Annotated in this window: 6 protein-coding genes; 5 read left to right on the top strand and 1 reads right to left on the bottom strand. The window is 72.8% G+C overall.

Features of this window, described 5'->3' with window-relative positions; translation table 11 throughout:
- From ACJA3G_RS29610 to ACJA3G_RS29625, 4 genes are all read left to right on the top strand, one after another.
- Positions 1-133 (top strand): bifunctional adenosylcobinamide kinase/adenosylcobinamide-phosphate guanylyltransferase (locus ACJA3G_RS29610; RefSeq protein WP_406556115.1); only part of this gene is annotated, 133 nt, incomplete at its 5' end.
- A 74-nt stretch (positions 134-207) separates the two neighbouring features.
- Positions 208-1281: a nicotinate-nucleotide--dimethylbenzimidazole phosphoribosyltransferase gene (cobT, locus tag ACJA3G_RS29615; protein WP_406556110.1), complete on the top strand. Its 1074-nt coding sequence runs from the start codon at positions 208-210 to the stop codon at positions 1279-1281.
- Between the two features lie 83 nt (positions 1282-1364).
- Entirely contained in the window at positions 1365-3131 is a 1767-nt protein-coding gene (locus ACJA3G_RS29620; protein ID WP_406556111.1) for a phosphatidylglycerol lysyltransferase domain-containing protein, read from the top strand.
- Positions 3128-3871: a hypothetical protein gene (locus ACJA3G_RS29625; protein WP_406556112.1), complete on the top strand. Its 744-nt coding sequence runs from the start codon at positions 3128-3130 to the stop codon at positions 3869-3871. Before ACJA3G_RS29620 ends, ACJA3G_RS29625 begins: the two co-directional genes overlap by 4 nt.
- Here the strand turns inward: ACJA3G_RS29625 and ACJA3G_RS29630 are convergent.
- Complete coding sequence (locus ACJA3G_RS29630; protein WP_406556113.1) at positions 3820-4578, bottom strand: hypothetical protein; 759 nt, start codon at positions 4576-4578, stop codon at positions 3820-3822. The genes ACJA3G_RS29625 and ACJA3G_RS29630 overlap by 52 nt on opposite strands.
- 84 nt (positions 4579-4662) lie before the next feature.
- On the opposite strand from ACJA3G_RS29630, the gene ACJA3G_RS29635 reads away from it, so the two are divergent.
- Positions 4663-5126: adenosylcobinamide-GDP ribazoletransferase (locus tag ACJA3G_RS29635; RefSeq protein WP_406556114.1), on the top strand; the 464-nt coding region annotated here is incomplete at its 3' end.

Raw genomic sequence — 5126 nt, forward strand, 5'->3', positions numbered from 1 at the left:
GGGGGTGGTGCCCGCGACGCGCGCGGGGCGGGTGTTCCGGGACGAGCTCGGCAGGCTCAACTCGGCGGTGGCGGCGGAGTGCGAGCACGTCCTGCTGGTCGTCGCGGGGCAGGCCGTGGTCCTGCGCGGCTGAGCCGGCGGGCGCCGGGGCCCGATCTTGGCGCACCACCGGTGGGGCGGGCCCGCGCTGCCGGTACTGTTCGGCGAATGAGCAGGCTGAATCTCGACGACTTCTCCGATCTGATCGAACGCCCCGACAGCGGTGTGCGGCGTGACGCCGAGGAACGCCGGGAGCGGCTGACCGTGCCGTCCGGCGCGCTCGGCCGGCTCGACGAGCTGGGCGAGTGGCTGTCCGCCGCGCAGGGCACGGTGCCGGTCAGGCCCATCGAGCACCCGCGTGTGATCCTCTTCGCCGGTGACCACGGCATCGCCGAACTGGGCGTCTCGGCGCGCCCGGCGGGCTCCGCGCACACCCTGGTGCGGTCCGTGCTGGACGGCGCGGGCCCCGTCTCCGTACTCGCCCGGCGGCTGGGCGCCCCCGTACGGGTCGTGGACGCGGGGCTGGACTGCGACCCCGCGCTGCTGCCCGAGGACGTCGTACGGCACCGGGTGCGGCGCGGCAGCGGGCGGATCGACATCGAGGACGCGCTGACCGTCGAGGAGGCCGAGGCGGCGGTGCGCCTGGGGATGCGGATCGCCGACGAGGAGGCCGACTCCGGCACCGATCTGGTGGTGCTGGGCGACCTCAGCGTGGGCGGCACCACCGCCGCGGCCACCCTGATCGCGGCGCTGTGCGGCACCGACGCCTCGGTCGTCACCGGGCGTGGCGGGGCGACGATCGACGACCTGGCGTGGATGCGCAAGTGCGCGGCGATCCGGGACGCGCTGCGCCGGGCGCGGCCGGTCCTGGGCGACCAGCTGGAGCTGCTGGCGGCCGTCGGCGGGGCCGACCTTGCCGCGACCACCGGTTTTCTGCTTCAGTGCGCGGTGCGCCGAATGCCGGTCATCCTGGACGGGGTGGTCTCGTCGGCCTGCGCGCTGGTTGCTCAGCGGGCCGCCTTCCGGGCTCCGGACTGGTGGCTGGCCGGTCAGCTGAGCGGGGAGCCGGCCCAGTCCAAGGCATTGGACCGGATGGCACTCAACCCCCTGCTCGACCACGGCGTCACTGTGGGTGAAGGAACCGGGGCCCTGCTCGCCCTCCCTCTCGTGCAGGCCGCCGCCGCCCTGGCCGCGGAGCTTCCCGAGCGCGCGGAGACCGAGGGGGATCGCGCCGAAGACTGAGCCGCGGCGCGGCCGGGCACCGCCCGGCCGCGTCCGTGACCGCCATGAGGCGCGATGTCCGATGCCCCATATGATCGCGTTTCATGGGAGAAGTCCGCTTGACCACCGAAGGATTGAACCGGAACACCGTCCGGTCGCGACGCAGCGCGGCATTCGCCGTCTGGTACCTGCGAGCCGTGACGTTCATCAACTTCCTGAGCGCCGTGTGGGTTTCGCTGGGCCAGGACCTTCGGCGTCACAACACGGACAACTATTTCACGCCGTACCTGCTCGACGCGGGGTTCGCCTCGGGCGTGTTCACGCTGTTCCTCGCGGTCACCATGCGCCGCCGCAAGCGTGCCGCCTGGATCCTCAACATGGTGCTCAGCAGCCTCGTGCTGCTGCTGTTCGCGTTCGTCATGGTCTTCCCGGAGATCCGGCAGTACGCGCAGAACTGGGTGTCCCTGGTCCTCACCGCGGCCTTCGTCCTCGCCCTGCTGCTCGGCCGCCGCGAGTTCTACGCCAAGGGCGACCGCGCCAACCCCCGTCTCGCGGCGGTCGTCGCGGTCGGCGGCCTGCTGCTCACCTCGCTGCTGGCCACGCTCCTGGTCACGGTCACCAACACGTACGAGGGCAGCCGGCACTCCACGTTCCTGGGCCGCTGGCGCTACGGCGTGATGCGGCTCGTCTCGCTGGTCCCCGACGACCACGACATCACCGGGATCGACACCCCGGGCTGGGTCAACGTGGCCATCAACGTGCTGTCCACGCTGCTGCTGATCGCCGTGATCTACGCGGCCTTCCGCAACCGCAAGGCCGTCGACCCCCTCTCCGTCGAGGACGAGGAGAAGCTGCGCGCGCTCCTGGACAAGCAGGGCGAGCGCGACTCGCTCGGCTACTTCGCGCTGCGCCGCGAGAAGAGCGTCATCTGGTCCCCCACCGGCAAGGCCGCGGTGGCCTACCGGGTGGTGGGCGGTGTCTCGCTGGCCTCCGGCGACCCCATCGGCGACCCCGAGGCGTGGCCGGGCGCGATCGAGCCGTGGCTGGCCGAGGCGCGCGAGCACGGCTGGACCCCGGCGGTGATGGGCGCCAGCGAGGAGGGCGGCACCGTCTACGCCCGGCACGGCCTGGACGCGCTGGAGCTCGGTGACGAGGCGCTCGTGGAGACCGCCGACTTCACCCTGGACGGGCGCGCCATGCGGACGGTGCGCCAGGCGTACAACCGGGTGAAGCGTGCCGGGTACGAGGTGAGGATCCGCCGTCATGCGGACATTCCTGCCGATGAGATGAGTGAACTGCTGCGCAAGGCCGACGACTGGCGCGACGGCGCCACCGAGCGCGGCTTCTCCATGGCCCTGGGCCGCCTCGGGGACCCGGCGGACGGCCAGTGCGTGATGCTGGAGTGCACCGACGGCGAGGGCGCCCTGCGGGCCGTCCTCAGCTTCGTACCGTGGGGCCCGAACGGGCTCTCGCTCGACCTGATGCGCCGCGACCGCGACTCCGAGAACGGCCTGATGGAGTTCATGGTCATCGAGCTCCTCCAGCGCGCCAAGGAGATCCAGATCACCCAGGTCTCGCTGAATTTCGCCATGTTCCGCTCCGTCTTCGAACGCGGCTCGAAGCTCGGCGCGGGTCCGGTGCTGAGGCTGTGGCGCTCGCTGCTCAGCTTCTTCTCCCGCTGGTGGCAGATCGAGTCGCTGTACCGCGCCAACGCCAAGTACCGCCCGATCTGGGAGCCCCGCTTCATGCTCTTCGAGAAGTCCGCCGACCTGCCGCGCATCGGCATCGCCGCGGCGCGCGCCGAAGGCTTCCTGGAGGCGCCCGGACTGCCCAAGTGGCTGCACCGCAGGCATCTGGAGTCCCAGAGGTGAAGGTCCCCCTCTCCCTGCCGGGCAACGGACCAGTACGTCGGTTCGCCCGGCGGGAGTGGGGTCCCCTCCACCTCGCCGTCCGCTACGCGCTCTCCACCCAGCGCTGGCGGGCGGTCCCCATGACCCTCGGCGCGGTCGCGCTGACATCGTTGTTCCAGGTGGTGCAGAACCAGCCCTGGGGCTTCCGCCCGGTCCAGGTCATCGGCTCGGTGAAGGCCGAGGACGCCCTGTGGATCTCCCTGCTGCGCACCCCGCTCTCCCTCTTCGTCCCGGCCCTCGACCTGCCGGTGTGGGGCGCGCTCGCCCAGTTGCTGCTGGTCTTCGGGGTCGCGGAGATCTGCATCGGCCGCCGCCACACCCTGCTCATCGCCTACGCGGCGACCCTGGCCGGGACGATGTACGCGCGCGTGGGCATCGCACTCGGCCCCGACGGCGTCCTGGGTCTGCCCGCCTCGGACGCCCGGATGGTCGACACGGGCCCCTCGGCCGCGGTGGTGGGCCTGGCGGTGTACGTGTGCTGGCGCTACCGGGCGTACTGGACGGCCGGGGTCGTGGCCGCCTCGATGGCCGGCGAGGTGCTGGCCAAGGACAACCTGGCGGGCAAGGAGCACATCGCGGCCATCGTCGCGGTGGGCGGGCTGTGCTGGGTGACCTCGGTGCGCCAGAAGCGCCGACGCGCCCGCGCGCGTCAGGGCCGGCGCGCCGGCAGCCTGTCCGGGGCCCCGCCGATGAAGTCCTGAGCCCGCCGCCGCAGCCGCGTCCAGCGCCGGTCGTGCCGGTAGAGCCGCAGGGCCGACCGGGCGCGGGCCCGGGCGCGCCCGCGGTAGAACCGGCGCGCCCACGGGGAGCCCGGCCGGGCGAGGCGGATCGCGGCGACGAGCGCCACGAACGGGACGAGCGCGCCCACCACGGCGAGCCGGAACTTGCCCTTGACGAGCGCGATCAGCACGAACCCGAAGTTGACCCCGAGGGTGAGGATGAACGACGCCCGGTCGTGGCTCTCCTGCGGGGTCATGTCGTTGACGCCGAGCGGCGAGAACCCGGCGAGGGCGAGCAGCACCAGGGCGGCGGTCAGCACCACCACCTCGACGCTCTTGCGGCCCTGCTCGGTCCAGTACACGTCGTCCAGGTGCAGGATCAGCGCGAACTCGTCGAGGACCAGGCCCGCGCCCATCCCGAAGACCACCGCGAAGACACCGGCGCCGATCCCGTGCCGCCCGCTGGCGACCGCTCCGAACCCGCCCACCACGGCGAGGATCACCCCCGGCACCACATGGTGGATGTGCAGTCCGCCCGGCCGGATGTTGCGGAACGGGCCGCGCCCGGCCCGGATGAGCCGGGTGATCGTACGGGTGACGACGAAGGTCAGCACGAACGACGCCAGGGCGAGCAGCATCGGCAGCTTCCCCGGCTCGACGAAGTTCCGGTTGAACCAGCTCATCCCCATCCGATCCACATGGTGGCAATAGGGGCAATTTACCCCTGTGGGGCGTCGGACGGCGGCCGGGATACCCTGCGCCCGATGAATCCCATGGACGGCATACGCTTCGCCTTCGGCACGCTCACCGTGCTCCCGGTGCGGGTCACCCGCTGGGACCGCGGGGCGGCCCGCTCCGGGATGCTCTGGGCCCCGCTGGCGGGCCTGGTGGTCGGCGGCTGCGCGGCGGCCGTCGGGGGCGCGCTGCTCCTCCTGGACTCCGGCCCGCTGCTCGCCGCCGTCGCCACGGCGGCGGTCCCGGCCGCGCTCACCCGGGGCCTGCACCTGGACGGGCTGGCGGACGTGGCGGACGGCCTGGGCAGCGCCAAGCCGGCCGAGGACGCGCTGCGGATCATGAAGCAGTCGGACATCGGCCCGTTCGGGGTGCTCACCCTCGTCTTCGTCCTGCTGGGCCAGGTGGCGGCGCTGGCCGAGCTGTACGCGGCGGGCTGGGCCCGGGGCGCGCTCGCTGCGACGGCGGCGGCCGTCACGGCCCGCCTCGCCCTCACCCTGGCCTG

It is taken from the genome of Streptomyces sp. YS-3 (genome assembly GCF_045257485.1).
Lineage (GTDB): Bacteria > Actinomycetota > Actinomycetes > Streptomycetales > Streptomycetaceae > Streptomyces.